We start from the raw sequence: 17,408 nt of genomic DNA on the forward strand, positions 1-17,408 counted from the left end.
ACAGCAAACTGAAATTTGTTGGGTTGCCCTCAATACAACAAACACCCTCACCTTGCACACTCGGTGCAAAGGGAGGGTGTTTTAATTCCAAATGCTATTGACTATCATACTTGACCGTATAGCTTACAGGTTAAGCCCCAGGTCAAGCACGATGTTCAGCATCCGCATGATGATTGCTACCGACTGATCACGGGTAGCGGTGGCTTTCGGTGCGAACTTGCCGTCGCCGACACCGTTCACGATACCTGCTTGGCTAAGCTGATTAATATAGTCAGCAGCCCAGTTACCGTTGATATCAGAGAATTTCGTTCCGTTAGCTGCGCTCATATTCAGAATACGAGCTAGGATTGCAGCCATCTCGGCGCGAGTGATCTCTTGATCAGGATTGAACGCGCCATTGCCTGTACCGTTCACGATACCTGCACGATGCAATGCTCTGATATAGTCAGCAGCCCAGTGACCATCCGTGTCAGAGAAGGAACTGTCCTCTCCTGTCGTATCAATACCTAACGCACGGATGATCATCTCAACGAATTCAGCTCGTGTTACATTATCCGAACCTTTGAACTCACCGTTAGGCTCGCCTTTGACAATACCAAGCTGCGAAGCAAGCTGTATTGCCTTAGCAGCCCAGTGCGTAGCAGGTACGTCAGAGAAGTTGACTGGTTCGTTCGCTTGAAGCGCTTGTTGCACAGCGGATTTCAATTGCTTTGCGTCTACAAGTTTACTATTCAACAATGGCTTCTCCGGAGTTGGTGTCTGCTCTGTAGAGCCAGAATGCTCTGTAGAGCCAGAATCCGCTCCAGAACTGGAGCTCATCGTAGCGCCGGAGCCATTCGCCGGTGTCGTGTCCGTTGAAGTATAGCGCGTGACCATGATCTTCAGATCAGCAGTGTTGCCCGCACTGAATACGAAGGTCAGGACATCATTGTTCGACAATGTCGCCAAGTAGCCCTTCTTGATTGTAACAACTTGCGTACCGTTCGTCGAAGCAGCAGCTACGCTGTAGTCTTTGCCTTCAACAAGCGCAACATCGCCCTTTTTGATTGCGCTGAGCGTGTTGCCCTTCAAAGTTACGTTCACCTTAACGTCAGCTTGTAAATTCGTATAGAACGTAACTGTTGCTGGTGAAATTGTAGAATTCTCTGTTGGTGCAGCTAAACCTATAACCGTCCAAAATGCCGCCTTAGGAGCATAGCTGTTGTCGAACAGCACAGGCATACCCGAACCGCGCCAGCTTTGTATATCGGCTTTGCCCCAGAACGTAACGCGGTCGATATTGTCGGCATATTTTTTGTAAATTCCAAACAATGTGCCATACAACTCTGCTTGTTTCGCTTGTTTTGCTTCGTCAAGGTGATAATTGTTATTTCCCGCGAAAGGAATGTCAAGCTCAGAAACGGTGATTCTTAAGCCCGCTTGAATGAAGCGTTGGATTGTCGTTTCAACTTCTGTTACGTCAACATCGGGGTCTTGACCAACCCAGAAGTGTGATTGCATACCGATACCTTCTACAAGCAAACGCCCGTCGTATCTTGCATCAGCTTTCCACTTCGCGTTAAGAGCTTCTGCCATTTGCGCGATTTGCTCATACTTATAGGTTTCGTTATAGTCGTTGTAATAAAGTGTTGCGTTGGGGTCAGCCAAGCGAGCGGCTACAAACGCATCGTAGATATAATCCGCGCCGCTTTCGCCTTTACTTGCGTCAGCGCCGTTGGCATAAGCTATATACCAAGGTGAATCTTTACGCAAGCCTGTTGTCCAGTCGCTACCGTCAAAGTTTTTGGTAGTGTCGCTGAACGCTTCGTTTACAACGTCCCATGAAATTACTTGACCTTTAAAATGCCCTGCTACGTCAGCGATGTAGCTTTCAAGGTTCGCTTTTGCGCTTGCGCGGTTTGCGGCATCGCCCTTATTTAACCACGCCGGGGATTGTTGATGCCATACAAGTGTATGCCCGTGAACGGCTATGTTGTTAACCTTTGCCCAAGCGATTAACTTATCTGCTAAGGTGTAGTCGTAAGTGTCTTTTGCCTTAGAGATGTTTTCAGGCTTCATTATGTTTTCAGGCGTAACTACGTTATATTGAGCCTTAAACATTGCTTCGGTTTGAGAGATAATGCTTGCGTCTTTCAATGCCTTGTCCGCTTGGTCGTTTTCTTGACCCCAAGGCGTCGCGTCGGCATTACCACCCCAACCAAGAATGTTACCGATTAAGAAATATTTACTGTAAGCGTCTTTAAGTGACGGAAGGGTTAAATCCCACTTAGATTCTGGCCATATATAATCATCAGGAACAAACGGAGCGGCTGTATTTGACCATTTAACCAAAACATTGCCGCTGTCGTCGGTAATTTTAAGGTTGTTGATTGTGAAATCGTTATTGCCCGATTGCCCACGAATGCCAATATTACCAACAAGTCCGCCTGCAACTTCACTACCGCTCATTCTGAAATCAACTGCATAATCTTTAGTTTCATCCTTTGCAATAGTACTTTGGAAGTATGCTGGAACCTTAGTAGCTACTTCATCTGCTTTATAAACATTGTCGTTTACATGGGCTGCATCGGCATCGGTGTGTGGGTCATAACCAACATCGTTATACCAACGCACACGAAAGCCCGATACACCATTTGATGTCACATTAAATGTAAGGTGGTATGTGGCATTCTTTTCTGGCACGAAGGCTACAACAGGGTCATCATCTTGGCTATTTGTAGCAAAAGGCCATACTTTGTTATCAGTACCTAAAACAATCGTTGCACCAGTATATTGCGCTCCGTTTTGACCACTTACAGCTATAACAACGCCAGGAACAGTCGGTAACGGTTTAAGCGGCATTTCAATTCCGCCTTTAACCTTGATGATAAGGCTGTCAATTACAAAATCAGCTATGCCCGCGCTGTCTTGTATTCTAAGCCCTGTACCTGAATCCCAAACGCCCGCATAGCTTAGTGTGAAAGCTGATGTTGCGTCAACTGATGTTAATGTATCATATGTGCCGCTTGCAAGACCCAAAACGATTTTCGCGCCGCTTGGAATAGTGACTCCGTCAGGGATATGCCCGACTAATTCAACGCTATATTCCGCATCTTTCGCTAAGCCTAATGCGGCGGCTTTAACATCAACGCCATTCCAACTCTCTACACGGTTAGAGATTTCAAGGGCTACCGAGCCGTCAGCATTTGATATCGGTGTAAGTGTAGGGCCGCCAGCGCGTGCTAAATAATTGGTTCCGCCATTCGTCATTATGTCAACAAGCCCAGTATCTTCTTGAAGGTCGTAGGCTACAACAACCTCATCCGAAGGTGTTGTTGGGGTAGTTGAACCACCAACGCTAGTGGTGATCTGCAAATCCGTGAGGTATACGATGATGCCCTGCGCCGTACTGCCCGTGTCAATCTGCAGGTTGCCGCCAGTGGCGCTCTGCGTCCATGTATACGTCACCGGGGTAGGAGTCACGCCAATGCTTGTTGATTTCCAATCGTCGTTCGTAGCGGTTTTTTGGTTGCCCCTCACACGTACCTCGCCATTGTCGGACGCTACATAGACGCTAAATGTAACCGAATACGTCTTGTTCGCCTTTGCAATAAAACCGTTGTTGCTGTAATAATTAGTTCCGCCTACAGTGGTTCCGGTTTGGATATTGATCGCCTTATACGTACCGCCCGACGGGTTAATTCCTAACGAGCCGCCGTCATACATCGCCATGGACGATGAGTTCTTGTCGGCCACTTGAATACCAGGCTGGTACATGCCATCAGTGCCTTGTAAGTACTCACCGTCGGGAGTTGTACCTGGAGTTCCCATCTTGCTCGTGTCCAGAGACCAGACAACCGTGTCAGCCGGAGCCTCATTAGGAGTAGTGATCTGCAAATCCGTGAGGTATACGATAGTGCCTTGCGCCGTGCTGCCCGTGTCAATCTGCATATTGCCACCAGCTGCCTTCTGTGTCCAAGTATAGGATACTGGAGTTGGCTCCTTGCTGATGTCTGTTGTCGACCACGTGCCGTTCGCGGCGGCGTCGGTCGCTTTGTTGCCTCTCACGCGCACCTGACCGGAACCGTCCGCTACATAGGCGTTGAACGTAATTGTATACATTTTTCCCGCCTCAGCTACGAAACCGTTGTTCGTGTAATAATCAGTTCCTTGTACAGCGGTTCCGGTTTGGATATTGATCGCCTTATGCGTACCGCCCGACGGGTTAATTCCTAACGAGCCGTCGTTATACATAGCCATGGACGATGAGCTCTTGTCGGCCACTTGAATACCAGGCTGGTACATGCCATCAGTGCCTTGTAAGTACTCACCGTCGGGAGTTGTACCTGGAGTTCCCATCTTGTTCGTGTCCAGAGACCAGACAACGTTACTGCCGGAAACTTCAGCCGATGCTGAAAAGGGCACTGACGTAAAGACCAGCACTAGGCTGCACAGCATAGCAAGGTAAGATTTCTTTCCCATACGTTTCTTTCTCATTCGTTGATTCCACCTCCTAAAGTTTTGTGTAGCACAAAGATGTAACCGCATACATTCGTGGTGATAATCTATGTATACCAAAAAAATGGAGGGATAGCCTTGCAGTATATGCACAATAGATATCATGCCTACGCAGAAGGAACCCGAATGGTATAACCTATGAAATATACTGCAAAAATCTATTCAGCATGACAACCGCTTCTACGCGAGTAGCCTTGCTGCTAGGTGCAATCTTGTTGTTCGGTGTGCCTTGGAGAATACCTGCGTTCGCTGCGCCTGCAACTGAATTCTTCGCCCAAGCGGACAGCTTTGCGTTGCCCGAGAAGGCAGTGAGCTTAGACTTGTCAGTATTCAATGGTTTACCTGCGAAGACGATCGCACGCGACAGCTGTTAACTGTAATCTGGTAGGTCGCGTTGCGATCCAGATTTAAGGCTGCGGCGTTCAAGTCTAGCGCATCCCAGTTGTCTTTACGGTTGCTAATATAGAAGGACTTGCTGTCTCCGTCGTTCACGACTTTAATGTCGGCCCCGCCGGATCTATTCCGGTTATTAACTATTGAATTGTCGATCTTGTCACCTATATTGAATTGCACCCAGTCTACCGTGTATACGGTATAGTCCGCTGCAGCAGCGGATGCGCCTACCGGGCATAACGAGAAGACCAGCAGGGCACAGAGCAGGATCAAATAAGATTTCTTTCTCATGCGTTGATACTACATCCTAAACAATATAGAATAGTACTAAATGTATAATCGCCTTCAATATCCGAAGAAAATCTATGTATATCAAAATAAGAGAAGGCTAGCCTTGCAATATCACGAGAGATATCATGTTCGCGCAGAAGGGGACTCTAACCGAATTGATGGGATGGGGAAAAACATATGAATTCAATGGATCGAATTAATAGTGCGATTGATTATGTTGAAGCCCATATCACAGAGGAAATTGACTTTCAGCAGGTCGCGAGAAGAGCGTGCTGCTCGGTATACCATTTTCAGCGTATGTTTTCCTATATAACGGATATCTCACTCTCCGAATATATTCGCCGCAGGAGGCTTACGCTGGCAGCGTTCGAGTTGCGAGAGGGTGGAGAGAAAGTCATCGACTTAGCTGCCAAGTATGGGTATCAGTCGCCGGAGGCTTTCTCCCGGGCATTCAAAAGTATGCACGGCGTCATGCCCACGATGGCACGGAACCCAGGCGCGCCGCTCAAAGCTTATCCTAAGCTCTCCTTCCACATGTTTATGGATGGCGATAGCGAGATCAGGTACCAGATCATGCAAAAGCCGGCTTTCGATGTATGCGGGATTAAAGCGGATATCGTCGTAGATTCGGAGCGGATGTACGCCCAGATCACTAAGTTCTGGGAAGATAATATCGACAGTGGCGTCGTGGGTCAATTCCACCGTGATATCGGACTGGACTATAATACTCCGCTTAACGCAGCGCTTTTCAATTATTCGCCGAACATGTTCTCCTACATGATCTGCTACGATTCGCCAAGCGGCAGTGTGCCTACCGGATACTTCGTGCTACCTGTTCCGCCGCTTACCTGGGCGGTGTTCTTTACCGCTAAGCATCCTGGTCATCTGACCACAAGAGTTGTTCGTCGCATGCGCGAGCGTATTTTCCTGGAGTGGTTTCCAACGTCTGGCTACACTCAAGCTGTGGGCCCGGAATTCGAGATGTTCAGTCAGGACAATGGCATCTTTGTTGTGGAGGTATGGATTCCGATTACGAAAGCAGATACTTTTCTATGAGTCTATCGGTTGATAAATGAAATCAAGCTCCGGCCAATTGTGGTTTTGCACAGCCACGGTTCGCCTTCATTAAAAGAACTCGCTCATTGAGCGGGTTTTAAAATTATTTTTTTCCTTCCCCAAAACTGGGGATAACAGGGGTTCGACTCCCCTCGCCTCCATACTGAAAACCCGCTCATAGAGCGGGTTTTTTCATGTTTATGGACTTAATTGTAGACAACTTGTAGACATGAAATTACTGGGGAGCTATTTGTTCTGTTTATTGTAGACATTATGTCTCCTACAGTTATTGAAACTATTCTTAATAACTTTGGGGTAAAGGATTTCTTTAAACTGTTACACTTGTCTTCCTTAGATATTGTGTTTGAAAATAATAGCTCAGAGACATTAGCCTTTTTTGAAGAGTTAAGGAATTATACAATACAAGCAGTTGCAAGTTTTCCATATAATATAAATTTAGAAAGATACAAGATTTCGATCAAGGATGGAAGATTACCAAGAGAAGATTCTTTATGGATATTATTCATAGACGAATTGTTAAGGAAAAGACACTCTATTGCGCATGGTTCGAATTTTCAAAATAAGATATCTATAAATGAGCTTGAGGATGCAAAAATAAAGGTCCGGATACTATAATATTCTACAGCACTGGTATTATATTTGAACTTTCATATCTCGGGGAAGGGTACTCTTTTAATAGAGTGTCTTTTCTGATTTAAAAGCAGCACTAGCAGACGAAGAATAATATATTGGCTAATCAGCATAAATGTGATGATCACAACCCATGTAGCTGAACATACGGTGAATAAGCTGTGAGAAAAAGCAGTAATCGGGCAGAGAAATCCATTGCCGTTGGTAAATGTTAAAGGTGCTATGGGCCGACATTTGATTACTCAGCCCAATAGCACGTGTAGAAACTTCGGAATTAATTCATACGTGTAGGAAGTAAGTTAAATCCTTAAATTAAACCCTTTCATAATAAGATCCCAATGATGGTCTGAGCCTCTCCAATCCCTGCCTGATGGAATTGTGACAGAAGAAATGCGCTGCAATCCCCAATCTTCATAAATGACGCCCTTTCCCCACTGCTTATGGAGATTAACTATGAGTATCCTGAAATCTTTGTGCGAGATGTCATATAAAGCTTGTTCCAGAAGTCGTGCCTCCGAGCTTGAAGTGTGTGTACGCACGAAACAAACAGGGGCGGTTTTTATCGTTTTTAAAAATCTGGATATCCTACGGTCGACTTGCTCTTTAAACTGGGGGTGCAGTTGGTTGATATTATAAGGAACGGGGAAATCATGATACGAATCTACCTGGTATGTTATATCACGTAAAACATAATGATTATCGACTATGTTTATAAGACGCAAATTGTTTAATTCCATAAATCCATTGAACCTTGACTTGAGAAGATGGGAAACTTTCGGGGAAGAAGCGGAAGTAAACCAATCAAGTGGACCACTAAATCTGCGGAGTCCCAATCTACGTAATTGATAAGCAGTCTGGCACATTGCTCCAAGGCTGATAAAGGCATGGTAAGTTCCTCTGTTTTGATTCCAATCCAAAGACCTTCACCTCAAATTCATATAATTTCCTTGAATACATAGAATTTCCTCTATTCTTCTATTGTATGGGTATTTAGGAAATTAGTTTGTTCAAATGCCTAGATGATAATTTTTTTGATATGCCAAAAAAACGGCGAATTGTGGTTTTGAACAGCCACGGCTCACCTTCATATGGAGCACACAGAAAAGACACCCTCTCGGGTGTCTTTTTGTTTATTCTTTATACGAATATTTGACGAAGTATCTCACTATTTCAGATCAAATCCTTTGCTTTTTACGTATTCCGTATACCCGCTCAACGGCAAATCTTTATCCAGCATGGCGATGAATTTCCCGGACCAGCTTGCCTTTTGTTTGTTATTCGTTCGCGCACTGTAGTACTCCTCGATTTCCCGGTCATATCTTTCGACCTTTGCTTTAAGATCGGGATCATACCGGTTTTCAAAAAATACGGCAGACTGTGGCAACCGCGGTTTTTGCTCGGGGAACTCGTCGGGAACACCTACTGCAAGACCGACCAAAGGAATGACGAAGTCCGGCAGGCCAAGCCATTCATCCAGTGCAGGCAGGGCCTCATTAATTCCGCCGATAATCACGGCTCCGAGCCCCATCGATTCGGCCGTCACATTGGCATTTTGTAGGGCAAGTGCTGCACTCAGCACAGCGGTTTGGTAAAAATACGAGAAGCTTAGGTTGCGACCCATTTTTTCTTGTTGGTCCGGGCCGGCGGCCAACATCATCCGATGAAGATCGGCGCAAAAAATAAAAAAGTACCCGCATTGCTCAATCGATGGATTTTTCGAATACACCGCAATCTTCTTCCGGAGTTCCTGATCGGTAACGCCGATGATCGAGAACGGTTGCATATGCGCCGAGGTCGGTGCCATTTGCGCTGAATCGACAATGGCTTCGATTTGCTCGCCAGTTAACGGAATATTTTTAAATTTACGTATGGAGCGATGCTGGCGGATCACTTGCATGACCTCATTCATTAGGATTCCCTCCAAATAGATGGTTTCTGTAGAAGCTGTATGAAGACCGTATTTTTCAATATGGTTTCCATGGAAACCATCATAACAAGAAAAAGATATCCTGTCAAATCGTTTCCGTGGAAACCATGATATAATGAAAAGAAAAAAGGTAGGCTTGCCTTATGCCAGATATGAATGATGATTTGCTTCAGCTCAAAAACCGCATCGAAAAGTCAGTGTACCGGATCCTCATCAGCGAAACCGACGAGGACCAAGATCGGCTTTGGCTCATGGAGCATATCTCCGACGACCGGCTAAAAAAGCTGCTGCCTCGCCTATCCGTCTCAAGCCTGCATGTTTTGGACGTCATCAATACGCATGAAGGCATTAAAGGGATCGATATCGCCCGCGATATGGAGATAACCAAAGGCGCAGTCTCCAAAATTACCCGCAAATTGCTGGATCAGGGCCTGATTCGGAAAACCCAGCTACCGGACAACCTCAAAGAAATTTATTTCTCCGTGACTCCGCTCGGCGCCGAATTAGCCGAACTTCATCGGGTATTCCACCAGGAGAAGGATCAAAAAGCGATGGAATTGTTAACAAGTTTCGATGAAGCGTCGTTGGAAATCGTGGCAGACTTTCTGGAGAAGCTGGCCAGCTTGCAATAGGGCACGGTGCTCCGATAGGGAACGGTTTTGCACAACCACGGTCCGCCTCCATTATAAGACTCAAAAATTAACGCCTATTACTATGGTAGAGAATTTGCTGTAACAGTTCGGTATAAAGGATATGAGAAGTGGGCTAATCAATTAATGATTAGCCCACTATTCGATTTCGCTCCTATAAGGGGCATATCACTGGACACGCCTACTAACCTTTAGATCAATGAACTATAAAAACATATATATCATTCGATAATGGAGGTAATTCAACTGTTGCTTGAAGCGTCAAACCAAAGCGATTAGTTGATATAGAACTGATAGTTCCAAGGCTAAAACCTGCGGGATACCTTGATTCGTCTCCTCCATTTGTTTTAACCGTGTCATTTATATTTATTGTACTATCTTTTGAAATTCTATTAATGAATGGTATATTCTCTAGAGGATCATATTCTAGTACTCCAGTTGTTGAATGTTCTCCTACTTCTACCGATATACCTTGATTTTTTAAGAATGCTTCTGAGTTTATTAGTCGTATAGTAGATGTATGGTCCTTTATCTCTGTAACAACACCTATAAGATACTGATCGAGTGATATAACGGATTCATACTCTTTTACTCCATCTAACCTACCAAGATCAATGATAATGGATTCAACTTGTACATTGTTTTCTAATGGTGTTTTATAATCAATAATTCTAGCGATTGGATATGAATATGAAGAAGGCAACTGTTTTTTTGCTTCAGCAGCTTTGACCAATTGCTTATTATCGAATTCCATCATTTTTAACTTCATATCTTGAATTTTATTTAATTCAATTGACTCTTTAAGTTGTTTATTTTCTATGTATATAGATACTAAATTGAACACTTCATCCTTTAATAACGAAACATATAATTTATAATATGAAGTTGCAATCACTGACCCAGTAACAAAAACAATAACAGCAACGGCAACAATAACTTTACTCTTTTTAAGTTTTCTTTTATGCCTATACAATTGGAATTTCCCCTTACATATTAATTGAACTAAAGAAAAGAGAGAAGATAGGCAAGAGAGTTGAATTCTCTATAAAAGACACCTTATAGAATATTGAACCAAGTTGAAATGTTTCTGAAGAAGTAAGTGTTCGCTCTTGAGGTAATTTATACCATAATTAAATTGATTATATCATTAATTGATATACACAATTGAATAAAGAAGGAGGTTAGATTAAATGCGATGTGCTTTTTCGGGATATCCGAGCAACAAATCTACTTCTGCTGGCCCCATAAATGCAGGATACTGGACACCCGAATGGGTGTTTTTTTAATTCCTTAATTAATACCGATTTGTAGTTATAGAATTTTGGAGCACATAACTAACAGAGCAACCAATGTACATTCAGCAAACTTTCAGTTCTATATAAGTTTTGTTTCAGAATAGAAATGTAAACTAATTGTGTACAAAATCTTTTGAAAGGAAGTGATATCGTATGCTGAAGCGTACAATGTCTCTTATGCTTGTCTTCATCTTGACCATGACTAGTGTGGTGGGGATTGCTTCTGCTAGTACGGCTACGCAGGAAATCGTTATTAAACTTTCTGATACAGGAGTAACAGTTGATGGACAAGAAGCGTCAACCAGTTCATCGGCTGCTGTGTATACTGGAGCTAACATTGTATATTATGAGGACGGACATGACAGTAGCTATGGAGAAGGTACAGATTCAGATGCGCACAGTGCGGAGGAAGCAGCCGAGCATACAGTTGTGACCATTACGAAGCCTGGAATTTATCGTGTATCAGGTAAGCTATCAAAAGGACAGCTTGCCATTGATTTAGGGGAGGATGCAGCTTCTGATCCTACAGCAGTTGTGACACTTATTTTAGATGGAGTAGATATTACGAGTACAGTTGCTCCGGCCGTTATTTTCTACAATGTGTATGAACCATACTCAGACACGGAAGATACTAAAGGAATTGTTGATCTGAGTGAAGCAGGAGCCCAAGTTGTATTGGCAGATGATTCTGTTAATACTGTAAACGGTGCTTATGTCGCACGAATTTATAAAGAAGGTACAACGAAAAAGCTGCATAAATATGATGGGACCTTCTATTCTAAAATGTCCATGAACATTTCTGGAGAAGCTAAAGGAACGGGAGAGCTACACATTACTGCTACTAACGAAGGGCTCGACTCTGAGCTGCACTTAGCTCTCAATGGTGGGAAGGTGTATATTAAGTCTCAAGATGATGGAATCAATACGAATGAGGATGGAATTTCGGTTACAAGTATCAATGGTGGCTATCTTCACGTGAATGCAGGTCTAGGAGCTGAAGGGGATGGGATTGACTCCAATGGCTACTTAACGATTAACGGTGGAACTATTGTTACTATGGCTAACGACCGTAGCCCTGACGGTGGTATTGATGCTGATAGTGATATTATCATTAACGGCGGGACAGTGATTGCACTTGGAACGCGTAATGATGCGTCTTCTTCTACTTCTAAGCAGCCGTTCATTGAGTTATCTTTTGCTACGACACAAGCGAAGGGAAGTACGATCAAATTAACAGACGCGGAAGGTAATGAGGTCCTAAATCATACTGCGGAAAAGAACTTTCAAAGCGTAACGTTTTCATCTGCTGACCTTAAACTCAATACTGAATATCATCTGTACATTAATGGTGTAGAGCAACAATATACAGGAAATTCTTTTGGTATGATGGGTGGCGGCTTTGGCGGTAACCGACCTAGTGGTGATAACGGACAAGCTGGACAAGGAACTCCTCCAACGGGAGAACGTCCAGAAAAGCCAGAGGGCACGCGTCCTGAAATGCCTGAAGGAACGACACCTCCTGAACTTCCTGATGGTATGCAGGGAATGCCGGAAGGAGGCTTTAATCCAGGTGGACAAAACACAACTGAAAATGGAGAAGGCTCTACAGCATTCGTATTAACGGATTCTGTTCATAGCTTTTCAGGTATTTCCGAGGCAACTGACAATAGCGATAAAACAAAAGTTACCTTTACTGTTAATGGCGGTGCTGGCATTCAAAGTGTAGCTTCGGGTGAAAGTATTATATTTGAGGGAGTTACAGCAAGTGCAGATGTTCCTGAAAGTGATATTCAGCTAACCGTAACAGATGTACCTTCAGAGAACTATTCTGAAACGTATCTTTTATCTGAGTTGAAAGGTGATTTATCCAAGATTATGCCCGAGGAGGATGGACAATACCGTCTGACCATTGCGGTAGTGTCTTCAAACGAAACATACACTGGGGTATCACAATGGCAATTTGCAATTGGTGTACTACCTTTCACGGATGTGCAGCCAAATGACGCTTCTTATAATGCCATTAAGACTTTGTATGAAAAGGGAATTATGATTGGGACGAGCTCGACGCAGTTTTCGCCAACTTCACCAGTAACACGCGCAACTGCGATTACAACTCTTGGTAGACTTCTCAATATAGAGCAAACTGAATCTAGCTCCTTCAATGATGTTGTGAAAAATAGCTGGTATAGTGGATATGTTGGTTGGGCTGTGGAAAATGGACTTGTTATTGGCGATGGAAACGGGAATTTCATACCAAATGCTAATCTGACTGCTGAGCAGATGAAGCTTGTTATATCGAGATATGTAGAATTGAGTGGATTAGATATTTCAGTAGACGATCTCTTCCCAGATACGCTTACGGGTACAATGACTCGTGCAGAGCTTGCGACTCTATTAAGTAAGTTACTATAATCGATAGGTTCAAATCCCAAGTGTCATCAAAAACACCATTCGTATAAGGATGGTGTTTTTGGTGTGAGAACCGACTTCTATGAATTTGATTTATGTAGTAGTTCTTTTATTTCATGAAGTTGTTCTTCAGTCATTTGTTGTGATTGATGAATTGTATTTAGCTTATCTTCTATCTTTTCTAATCGAAGTTGAGTTTCATTTTGAATTTTCTCGGTATCTTTTTGTACTTTGGAGTTATCCATGACGACTAAAATGGTAAGGCCTGCACTAAAGATCGTTAATCCTCTAGCTATTTGATTTAAATCTAGTTGATTAATGGCAAATAGGCAATCAGCAAATCCTGCACCTATGAATAGGCCACCGATAGTTACAATCCCATTCCATTTCCATTTGTCTGAAATAATATTTAATGTGTGTTTCATTAAGAGATCTCCTTCAGTAGGGTAATATAGTGGCGGTGAATATCAAAGCATATATTTATAATACATTAATTTCAAAATACCAAAAGAACGTACACCAATATAGAGAGATTTAGCATTTAGGGACCCATCGCGAAGTGCAAAAAAAGAGCTAGAAAAGAATAAGTCGCTGCCCCCGAATTGTATTTCAATTCAAATAGATCGCATACATTTATCTACCTATAGTCAGGAATGGAATTATAGGGATTACTGGTGATCTATCAGTTACAATTCTAGTTGATCTCGCATTCTCTATAGTAACTTATTAAGAATGCGAGGTGATATATATGACTTGCATAAGAACTGATGTGGTAACTATTAGGTTTAGACGCAGCACAGTAACTGGACGCAGAATTATCACAGCCGTCAGTATAATAGGAAGTGCTAGACCGTGTAACCGATTCTTGGTTATCGGTAGACGTGTGATTTTTGCTGAACGTTGTCTTTTGATGCACGGATTTCGTCTTGTGACATCCAGACGGAATACTCTGGTTTTTGAACGCAGGATCTTCTAACAAAAAGAAGCGGCAACTCTAAAATGAGTTTCCGCTTCTTTCTTTTTGAGGATCGGTAACACCCTTGCTGGGCATTATATCGGTCCGGAACTGCTGCTGTGGATGTTGCTTCTTGCGTTGGCGGGTTGTATCCTTAAGTCGGTGCAGGGCGCGAGCTTTTTGACTCGCAGCTTGATATTAGAGCGTTACAAGGTCTACTTCGCCAACAGGTTGTACAGCACTTGCGCCATTTCCGACCTTGTAGTCGTGCTTGTAGGGGTGAGCTTTCCGGTGTTGCCATCGATGGTTCCCGTTTCAACCAGTAGTGTCATGGCTTCTTTCGCCCAAGAGTCGATCAAGCCGGCATCGGTGAAATCAGAGATCGTCTTGCCGGAATTACCTTGCGGCAATTCTCCGATGAGCTTCAAGGCATTATAGAGCAGAGTGAACATTTCCTGGCGCGTGATTTCCTTTTCCGGTACGAACTTATTGTTGCCCGTGCCTGAGGATATGCCGAGCCGTTTTGCCGCTGCAAGATAACCGGTATAGTATGTGTTGCCGGCGTCGGAGAAGTTATCCGTCGGATTAGTATCCGCAGCTATACCATATGACTTCATCAGCATGACAAGGAAATCCCCACGGATCAGTTTTTTATCTGGATAATAATTCCCGTTGCTTGTGCCTGTGGTAATCTCTCTTGCGGCAATAAAGGAAACGGCTTCGCTAAACCAAGTGCCTGCCGCCACATCCTTAAAGCTAACTTGATTGTAGCTTACAGCGTAGTTGCTGAAATGGGTGGTGGAGAAGGTCACGGTTTGTGTGACTGGGTCATAGCGCCCGTTTGGTACAGAGATCGCCTTGCCACTGTCGTCGATGTACCAGATGACAATGCTTTCTGGGTGTACAAGTTCGGTCGCTGTTGGTGTATAGGGTATGGATATAATGACCGGTGCCTTGGAATTATTCCACTCGATCTGCTTTCCGTCTATACTCATTGCCAATTGGATCAACGGTCTAGTACCTATTGCTGTGTTTACGCTGTCAGGCAGATCTGATCTATCGCCTTGACCAATGGTAATTTCGGCTTTGTGCCCTTCCATCCCCTCCATACTTGACAACATATTCGTTGGAAGGGTTATGCCGCCTATATTGGTGTTGAAGACCAACGTACCTTTTCTATCTGGCGTGGACAGGTAATCAGCAGGAATCCCCAGTGTATAGGTATTCACTCCAGGGATGGCCGGCATGTTGATAACAATCGGTTGTTCACCTTTGGATATATATTCTGTCACAGTTCCCAAGTCTACCGCAGCGCTGCCGACATACCTATTTGTAATGATAGGTAGGGTGGTTCCTGATATACCGGTTACTGAAACATCCGCATAATAAGTCGATGTGACAGGGGGATTAATGTTACTGCTATTGCTACTACTACCGCTACCACTACCGCCTCCACCATTGTACTTCCACTTAGCAAATAGGGTTAAGTCACCAGTTACAGTGTCTATGTTGAAATCCCATGCGTTAGCATATGATGATTCCTTATACCAGCCAACAAATGTATAGCCTGATAATGTAGGCGTGGCCGGTGCGCTTATTGTGGATCCTGAGGTAACGGCGCTTATATTTGATACAGAACTACCACCCTGAGAATCAAAGGTGATCGTATAGGTTAAGGATGGGGGAGTTACCGTTACCGATGCCGAATTGTTGCTTGTGCCTGGGTCGAACTGGTCAGCATGCGATATAGCCGCTGTGTTTGTTTGCGCATTCGGCGAGACAACGATAGCTTGAAGCGTGAGAGTTTCAGTCGAAGCTACTGGGACGGTTCCGACAGTCCAAACTCCTGTTGTTGATGCATATGTTCCTTGACTTGGCGTTGCAGAAACGAATGTCAGACCGGCAGGCAGCAAATCGGTTACAACCACACCTGTAGCATTGTCAGGCCCATTATTTGTGACAGCGACGGTGAAGGTTATCGTGTCTCCAACATTTGGTGTTGCGTTACTCACCGTATTTGTAATAGCGAGGTCAGCCTCTGTCTGTTTGAGAGTGGGTGTTACAGTAGCTGATGACGTATTGTTACCTGTGTTTGGGTCGAGCTGGTCAGCGTGCGATATAGTCGCTGTGTTTGTTTGCGCATTCGGTGAAACAACCATAGCTTGGAGCGTGAGAGACGCATTTGAAACTACTGTGACTGTTCCGACAGTCCAAGCTCCTGTTACGGAATTGTAGGTTCCTTGACTTGGAGTTGCAGAAATAAATGTGAGACCGGCTGGTAGCAAATCGGTTACAACGACACCTGTAGCACTGTCAGGCCCATTATTTGTGACAGCGACGGTGAAGGTTATCGTGTCTCCAATATTCGGTGTTGCGTTACTCACCGTACTTGTAATGGCGAGGTCTGCCTCTGCCTGTTTGGGAGTTACCGTAACAGAACAGTCGCTGGAAGAGGTGGAAGTGATGTTGTTAGAATCACCTGAGTAGAGTACATACCAGGTATACGTGCCGGTTACCGCATCTGAGGGGGTAAGTGTGAATCCTGTTGGAGTTGTATAAGTTCCATTTCCGTTAACGGCGACTGTCTCAGTATCAACAACGGCTCCGCCGGGAGCATGCAGATTGAACGTAATCGTACCGGTCGGGTAATACCCTCCGGCTAAATCCACGGAAGACTTGAGCACGGTGGAAAACGATCCGACCGTGGCGGAGGTGGTGGTGGCGGCGTTGGTTGCAAGGGTAGTATCTGCTGCGTAAACGGTAGTTTGAATTTGATTACTGACAGCATTATTGCCTGAATTAACATCATCATCGGTATAGGTTGCAGCCCAGGTATACGTGCCGGCTATTAATCCAGCAGTGGGAAGAGTGGTTGATACAGTAAATGACTTATTCCCAGTGACATAAAGGGAACTAGTTAATACACCGCCGCTGGGTGTAGTTAGTGTAGTCTCAATCGAGCCTGTAGGGGCGGCCCCCCCAGTAAAAGTCACGTTCGCAGAGAGCGTAACGGTACCGCTGCTGGGCAGCGTTACGTTGGAGGTTGTAGTAGTAATAACAAGTGACGGAGTGGCTGCAGAAACCGTGCCGGTTACAGGAAGTGCTATTGCAAGTATCATTAATAATGCAAGTATTTTTCGTAGACTCATAGTTGCTTTAAATAGTTTCCTTTTATTTTCCATAATAATTCCGCCTTTTTCAATGAGGTATACAAGCTAGTTTTTTTGAGCACTGAAATTCGTGGAATTCCGCAATATAATCCTTTTTTCCTCCACGCAAAAACT

General features: G+C 44.2%; 12 protein-coding genes. 4 read left to right on the forward strand and 8 right to left on the reverse strand.

Annotated elements, in window-relative coordinates; genetic code table 11:
- Window positions 1-123: 123 nt before the first annotated feature.
- The 3 genes from IEW05_RS21330 to IEW05_RS21340 all read right to left on the reverse strand — a co-directional run bounded on the left by IEW05_RS21330 (window position 124) and on the right by IEW05_RS21340 (window position 5,181).
- Window positions 124-4,476, reverse strand: coding sequence for an endo-1,4-beta-xylanase (locus IEW05_RS21330; protein WP_188541885.1), 4,353 nt, complete (start codon window positions 4,474-4,476; stop codon window positions 124-126).
- Window positions 4,477-4,633: 157 nt separating this feature from the next.
- Window positions 4,634-4,831: an S-layer homology domain-containing protein gene (locus IEW05_RS21335; RefSeq protein WP_188541886.1), complete on the reverse strand. Its 198-nt coding sequence runs from the start codon at window positions 4,829-4,831 to the stop codon at window positions 4,634-4,636.
- Window positions 4,828-5,181: a hypothetical protein gene (locus IEW05_RS21340; protein ID WP_188541887.1), complete on the reverse strand. Its 354-nt coding sequence runs from the start codon at window positions 5,179-5,181 to the stop codon at window positions 4,828-4,830. Before IEW05_RS21340 ends, IEW05_RS21335 begins: the two co-directional genes overlap by 4 nt.
- A 177-nt stretch (window positions 5,182-5,358) precedes the next feature.
- Here IEW05_RS21340 and IEW05_RS21345 point away from each other — a divergent pair, with 177 nt between their 5' ends.
- A complete protein-coding gene (locus tag IEW05_RS21345) occupies window positions 5,359-6,237 on the forward strand; it encodes an AraC family transcriptional regulator (RefSeq protein WP_188541888.1) in 879 nt (292 codons plus the stop codon).
- A 273-nt stretch (window positions 6,238-6,510) separates the two neighbouring features.
- A complete protein-coding gene (locus IEW05_RS21350) occupies window positions 6,511-6,873 on the forward strand; it encodes a HEPN domain-containing protein (protein ID WP_188541889.1) in 363 nt (120 codons plus the stop codon).
- Window positions 6,874-7,187: 314 nt separating this feature from the next.
- On the opposite strand, the gene IEW05_RS21355 is transcribed toward IEW05_RS21350, so the two are convergent.
- Both IEW05_RS21355 and IEW05_RS21360 read right to left on the reverse strand, forming a co-directional pair.
- On the reverse strand, window positions 7,188-7,805 hold the full coding sequence (locus IEW05_RS21355; protein ID WP_188541890.1) for a DUF1796 family putative cysteine peptidase: 618 nt from the start codon (window positions 7,803-7,805) through the stop codon (window positions 7,188-7,190).
- A gap of 248 nt (window positions 7,806-8,053) precedes the next feature.
- Entirely contained in the window at window positions 8,054-8,797 is a 744-nt protein-coding gene (locus IEW05_RS21360; RefSeq protein WP_188541891.1) for an NADPH-dependent oxidoreductase, read from the reverse strand.
- Between the two features lie 161 nt (window positions 8,798-8,958).
- Here IEW05_RS21360 and IEW05_RS21365 point away from each other — a divergent pair, with 161 nt between their 5' ends.
- Window positions 8,959-9,447: a MarR family transcriptional regulator gene (locus IEW05_RS21365; RefSeq protein ID WP_188541892.1), complete on the forward strand. Its 489-nt coding sequence runs from the start codon at window positions 8,959-8,961 to the stop codon at window positions 9,445-9,447.
- A 214-nt stretch (window positions 9,448-9,661) separates the two neighbouring features.
- Here IEW05_RS21365 and mreC read toward each other — a convergent pair whose 3' ends face one another.
- The gene (mreC, locus tag IEW05_RS21370; protein WP_188541893.1) at window positions 9,662-10,438 is read right to left on the reverse strand and encodes a rod shape-determining protein MreC; all 777 of its coding nucleotides are present in this window, start codon (window positions 10,436-10,438) and stop codon (window positions 9,662-9,664) included.
- 475 nt (window positions 10,439-10,913) lie between these two features.
- Between mreC and IEW05_RS21375 the strand changes: the two genes are divergently transcribed.
- Window positions 10,914-13,172, forward strand: coding sequence for a carbohydrate-binding domain-containing protein (locus tag IEW05_RS21375; protein ID WP_188541894.1), 2,259 nt, complete (start codon window positions 10,914-10,916; stop codon window positions 13,170-13,172).
- Window positions 13,173-13,249: 77 nt separating this feature from the next.
- Here the strand turns inward: IEW05_RS21375 and IEW05_RS21380 are convergent, their stop codons facing one another.
- Entirely contained in the window at window positions 13,250-13,594 is a 345-nt protein-coding gene (locus tag IEW05_RS21380) for a hypothetical protein (protein WP_188541895.1), read from the reverse strand.
- A gap of 745 nt (window positions 13,595-14,339) precedes the next feature.
- Window positions 14,340-17,306 carry an S-layer homology domain-containing protein gene (locus IEW05_RS21385; RefSeq protein ID WP_188541896.1) on the reverse strand — a complete coding sequence of 989 codons (2,967 nt, stop codon included), beginning with the start codon at window positions 17,304-17,306 and terminating at the stop codon, window positions 14,340-14,342.
- Between the last annotated feature and the right edge of the window lie 102 nt (window positions 17,307-17,408).

The organism is Paenibacillus segetis (assembly GCF_014639155.1).
In the GTDB taxonomy this organism is placed as follows: domain Bacteria; phylum Bacillota; class Bacilli; order Paenibacillales; family Paenibacillaceae; genus Fontibacillus; species Fontibacillus segetis.

Coding starts and splice junctions, on each gene's coding strand:
- IEW05_RS21330 (WP_188541885.1), bottom strand. CDS start 4,476: ATGAGAAAGAAACGTATGGGAAAGAAATCTTACCTTGCTATGCTGTGC.
- IEW05_RS21340 (WP_188541887.1), bottom strand. CDS start 5,181: ATGAGAAAGAAATCTTATTTGATCCTGCTCTGTGCCCTGCTGGTCTTC.
- IEW05_RS21345 (WP_188541888.1), top strand. CDS start 5,359: ATGAATTCAATGGATCGAATTAATAGTGCGATTGATTATGTTGAAGCC.
- IEW05_RS21350 (WP_188541889.1), top strand. CDS start 6,511: ATGTCTCCTACAGTTATTGAAACTATTCTTAATAACTTTGGGGTAAAG.
- IEW05_RS21360 (WP_188541891.1), bottom strand. CDS start 8,797: ATGAATGAGGTCATGCAAGTGATCCGCCAGCATCGCTCCATACGTAAA.
- IEW05_RS21365 (WP_188541892.1), top strand. CDS start 8,959: ATGCCAGATATGAATGATGATTTGCTTCAGCTCAAAAACCGCATCGAA.
- IEW05_RS21375 (WP_188541894.1), top strand. CDS start 10,914: ATGCTGAAGCGTACAATGTCTCTTATGCTTGTCTTCATCTTGACCATG.
- IEW05_RS21380 (WP_188541895.1), bottom strand. CDS start 13,594: ATGAAACACACATTAAATATTATTTCAGACAAATGGAAATGGAATGGG.
- IEW05_RS21385 (WP_188541896.1), bottom strand. CDS start 17,306: ATGGAAAATAAAAGGAAACTATTTAAAGCAACTATGAGTCTACGAAAA.